3 protein-coding genes are annotated in these 3,872 nt (G+C 61.9%); all 3 read left to right on the top strand.

Annotated features, from left to right (window positions below):
* Positions 1-663 precede the first annotated feature (663 nt).
* From Q0K07_RS12930 to Q0K07_RS12920, 3 genes are read left to right on the top strand one after another with little or no spacing between them, the layout of a single operon-like run.
* Positions 664-1,413 (top strand): ABC transporter permease, encoded by a 750-nt coding sequence (locus tag Q0K07_RS12930; protein WP_294559772.1) that lies wholly within the window; start codon positions 664-666, stop codon positions 1,411-1,413.
* A complete protein-coding gene (locus tag Q0K07_RS12925; protein ID WP_294559771.1) occupies positions 1,410-2,108 on the top strand; it encodes an ABC transporter ATP-binding protein in 699 nt (232 codons plus the stop codon). Before Q0K07_RS12930 ends, Q0K07_RS12925 begins: the two co-directional genes overlap by 4 nt.
* Positions 2,109-2,113: 5 nt before the next feature.
* On the top strand, positions 2,114-3,055 hold the full coding sequence (locus Q0K07_RS12920) for an ABC transporter substrate-binding protein (RefSeq protein ID WP_294559770.1): 942 nt from the start codon (positions 2,114-2,116) through the stop codon (positions 3,053-3,055).
* Positions 3,056-3,872 lie beyond the last annotated feature (817 nt).

Genomic DNA, 3,872 nt, shown 5'->3' with positions numbered 1-3,872 from the left:
ACGACGGCCCGGCGCAGGCCGGGACGGAGTCGGCCTGCGTGAGCGGGTCCGGCAGGACACGCTCACACTGAGGTGGCGGCCCACACGCCGCCTTCCGGAACCTTCCGCGCTCTGCCTGCCCTCCCGGCCCACAGTCCACGGAGGGCATTCGCTTCCACGCCCGAAGAGTCTCCCGAAGCAGCAGCGAGTCGAAGGAAAGCCTTTGCGCCGGGAAAGCCCCTGCCCTGCCAGCTGAGGGGGTCCGGGGGGATGACCTTGCGGCCGTCTCCGGCACACAAACGCTCGTCTGCTCCGGACACACTGTACAGGGGGCGGGGCTTGTACGGTGGCTGCTGCGCTTAACGGCGGAAGTGAATTCCGCCTGCTTGCATCCACCGGCCCGGCCGCCTGAAGGCTGACCGGGGGCCCCAGAGCGTTGCTACACTGTTATCCTTACGCAAACTGAGGGGGTCCGGGGGGGAATCATTCCCCCCGGCGGGGACTGGGGCGGAGCCCCGGTGCCTTTTCCGGGATGCGGGGCGGGCCCCGCGTGCCTTTCCTCTCTTCCTCTCTTCCTGCCTTTTCTTTCTTTTCCTGCGACTGGTTGGGGGGATGAAGCGCAAAAGTCTTTTTTTCACAGTATGGACAGCGGGGCGATCCGGGCCTAGAATCCGGCGCATGCGTATGGTGAAGAGTCTGATATTTCCGTTCATGCTGCTGTGTCTGTGGCAGGTTACGACGACATGGGGCATGGTATCGCCGTACTTATTGCCGTCGCCCTCGCAGGTACTGGCAACGGGCGTGGCGATGGCGGGAAGCGGAGTTCTTTTTTCGCACATCGGGGCATCGCTTTCACGGATTGCGGCGGGGTTCGGGCTGAGCGTGGTTCTGGCGCTGGCGACGGCGGCGGCGCTTTCCCGGTGGAAGGTGCTTGATGAATGCCTTCAGGGGAGCCTGTCGTTTCTGCGGATGACGCCTCCGCTGGCGCTGACACCGCTTCTGATCCTGTGGCTGGGCATAGGGGACGCCACGCAGATTGCGGTTATTGTTCTGGCCTCGTTTTTTCCGGTGTATCTGAACACGCGGGCGGGACTGAACCGCCTGGAAGCGCCGTTCCGGGAGCTGGCGGCGAGTCTTGCGCTGTCGCGGGTACGCATGGTGCTGTTTTTTCTGATTCCGGCGGCCATTCCTTCCCTTGTCACGGGGCTGCGGCTGAGCTTCGGGTACAGCTGGCGGGCGCTGATTGCGGCGGAGCTGATTGCGGCAAGCAGCGGGCTGGGGTACATGATCATGGATGCGGAGCAGATGCAGCGTGCCGATGAAGTGATTGTGGGGATACTGGTCATCGGCGTTCTGGGCTGGCTGTTCGACGCGGCCTTTTCCTTTCTTGTTTCCGCGCTGCTGTCGCGGCGTTTTCCCGAGCTTGGCGCATGAACATGCCGCACGAACTGCCGCTCATACAAGGCATACACAAGCGCTTCGGCGAGCACGAAGTTCTGCGCGGCGCGACGGTTTCGCTTGCAGGGGAAGGCATTACCTGCCTTCTGGGTTCTTCGGGCTGCGGCAAATCCACGCTGCTGCGCGTGGCCGCCGGGCTGGAGCGGGCCGACCGGGGACAGGTGCTTGTACCTGCCGCAGAATGCGCCATGGTCTTTCAGGATCCGCGGCTTCTGCCGTGGCTCACCACAGGGGAAAACCTGCGCCTTGCGCTGCCGCGCCGCTGCCCGGATGCTGCGGAGCGCATAGAAAAGGCGCTTGCCATGGTGGAACTTTCCCCGGCGCTGTGCCGTTCCATGCCGAGAGAGCTTTCCGGGGGCATGGCCCAGCGCGTGGGGGTGGCAAGGGCGCTTCTGCGTTCCCCGCGCATTCTGCTCATGGACGAACCCTTTGCCTCGCTGGACGCCATCACGCGGGAAAAGCTGCAGCGCATGCTCAGGCGGCTCATGGAGCATTCACTCTGCCTGCTCGTCACCCACGACATGGAGGAAGCCCTGCGCACGGCGAACCGCATTCTCGTCATGGCAGGGGGAGAAATCCGCGAAACCTTTGATCTTTCCCAGGAATCCGGCCCCGAACGGCGGGACTTCATCCGCCGAAACATTCTTACGCATCTGAATACTAAGGAGTAATTATTATGAAGATGCCCCGTACCCTCATGCTGGCCCTTGCCCTGTCCCTTTTTGCCGCGCCCGCCTCTGCCGAGGAAGGCGTGCTGAACATCAGCTATGTGAAATCGCCCTTCAATCTGCCCATGATGGTGATGAAGGATCACAAGATTCTGGAAAAGAAGCTGGAACCCATGGGCATTGCCGTGAAGTGGCACGACATCGACTCCGGCGCGCAGCAGGCCACGGCCATGGCCTCGGGCTCGCTGGACGTGGGCGGCGTGCTGAACACCACCTCGGTGCAGATGGCCAATGCCGAAGGCAACCCGGTCATCATTGTTGCCGGTTCCTCCCGCCCCACGGACGTGTTCGGGCTGGTGGGCCAGGAAAACGGCGCGAAAACCTTCAAGGACCTGAAGGGCAAAACCGTTGCCGGGCCCAAGGGTACGGTACTGCATCAGCTGCTCGTGGCCGGCCTTGCCAGGGAAGGCATGAGCATCAATGACGTGAAATTCGTGCAGATGGGCATTCCCCAGAGCTTTGCGGCGCTCATGTCCGGCAAGGTGGACGCGGCCCTCATCGCCGCGGGCGCGCTGGTCAAGGCCGAACAGGCGGGCAAACCCATCATTGCCACCGCCACGGGACTCGTCACCCCCAAACTCGCCATGTGCGCCAGTAAAAAGTTCATCGAAGAAAAGCCGGAACTCGTGAAACTCGTGGTCGCCGCCCAGGATGAAGCCTATGACTGGGTCATGGCCAACCATAAGGAAGCCATTGCCCTCGGCGCCAAGGAACAGAATATCTCCGAAGCCGACGCCGAACGCCTCTACGCCTGGTCCCATTACAACAAACGCCTCAATGAGGCCGATATCAAAAGCCTCGATGAAGATATGACCTTCCTCATCGATAACGGCATGGCCAGAAAACGCGTGGATTCCCGCTCCTTCATCCTCGATTCCGCCATGGAGTAGGAAAGAACGTGAAAGAATGGGTCTGATGCGGGGGGAAGGAGGAAACCCTTTTGAAAAAGGGTTCTCCCCCTTCCCCTGCTCCCCCCTTTCTCCTTCCCAAAACGTTAAGGGGAACCCCATGTCATGCGAGGGCGTCGACCGGGACCGGTCAACGCCCTCGCTCATTCATGGGTGATTGATACAAGGCCGTACTTCACCAACAAAGATCTGTCCCGGCGTTGGGACATACTTTTTCCAAAGACGGGAGCCGGATAAGGCAGAGACCGACGTACAACGCCCCCTTATCTTGAAATCCTTTCCTTTGATACGACGGCCGGCCGGGGGCCCCGGAGCGTTGATACACGACTTTCCTTCGCAAACAGAATCAGTATGAAGCGTTGAACAAAGCTTCATTATGGGCACACAGGGGCCTGTCCCGGCTTTGAGACATACTTTTCCAAAGGCGGGAACCGGATAAAGCAAAGGTCGACGTACAACGCCCCCCTTATCTTGAAATCCTTTCCTTTGACACGACGGCCCGGCGCAGGCCGGGACGGAGTCGGCCTGCGTGAGCGGGTCCGGCAGGACACGCTCACACTGAGAGGGCAGCCCCGCGCCGTTTTCCAGAACTTTCCGCGTTCCGCCTGCCCTCCCGGCCCACAGACGGCAAGGGGCATACCCCTCTCGCTTCCGGAGCACCCCAAAACAGCAGCGAGTCGACGGAGGGCCTTTGCATTCCCCCACGCTTTCGCCCTGCAAACTGAGGGGGCCCGGGGGGAATCATTCCCCCCGGCGGGGTCTGGGGCGGAGCCCCGGTGCCTTTCCGGGGTGCGGGGCG

It is taken from the genome of uncultured Mailhella sp. (genome assembly GCF_944324615.1).
Classification (GTDB): domain Bacteria; phylum Desulfobacterota; class Desulfovibrionia; order Desulfovibrionales; family Desulfovibrionaceae; genus Mailhella.
Note: the sequence above shows the minus strand (reverse complement) of the source record. Positions and strands in the feature narration are given on the sequence as shown.

What these genes read in the sequence shown, in the direction of transcription:
- Q0K07_RS12930 (WP_294559772.1), top strand. Translation starts at nt 664, where the DNA reads ATGGTGAAGAGTCTGATATTTCCGTTCATGCTGCTGTGTCTGTGGCAG.
- Q0K07_RS12925 (WP_294559771.1), top strand. Translation starts at nt 1,410, where the DNA reads ATGAACATGCCGCACGAACTGCCGCTCATACAAGGCATACACAAGCGC.
- Q0K07_RS12920 (WP_294559770.1), top strand. Translation starts at nt 2,114, where the DNA reads ATGAAGATGCCCCGTACCCTCATGCTGGCCCTTGCCCTGTCCCTTTTT.